Source organism: Phytobacter sp. V91, assembly GCF_965644225.1.
GTDB lineage: Bacteria > Pseudomonadota > Gammaproteobacteria > Enterobacterales > Enterobacteriaceae > CBFFRJ01.
Genome location: NZ_CBFFRJ010000330.1, coordinates 1 through 379, shown reverse-complemented (window position 1 = coordinate 379; position 379 = coordinate 1). Strand labels below are relative to the sequence as shown.

Genomic DNA, 379 nt, shown 5'->3' with positions numbered 1-379 from the left:
GCCGAAGCCTTTGTACGTCAACTGGCACAGCGGGTGCCGCAGCACGGGGACACACTGATGACAATTGCACAGCAGCTCGAACAGAAGGGCATCGAGAAGGGCCTTGAGCGTGGCCGTCAGGAAGGTATTCAGCTGGGCGAGCAGCGCGGTATCGAGAAGGGCAAACTTGAAGGCAAATTCGAGGGCAAGCTGGAAGTGGCCCGCGCGATGCTGGACAACGGTCTGGACCGCAGCACGGTGATGAAAATGACCGGCCTGTCGGAAGACGACCTGACGCAGCTGCGCCACTGAGTTTTTGTCTTACCGACCCTGTACACGATTCTGTGTAAATGCCTTTTCTCAGAAGTGACCGTCCAGGCGGTCACCGAACTCGATAATA

Annotated in this window: 1 pseudogene; it reads left to right on the top strand. The window is 57.3% G+C overall.

Annotated elements, in window-relative coordinates:
• Nucleotides 1-291 (top strand): annotated as a pseudogene (locus tag ACSZO4_RS25900) (ISNCY family transposase); the annotation flags it as partial.
• Between the last annotated feature and the right edge of the window lie 88 nt (nucleotides 292-379).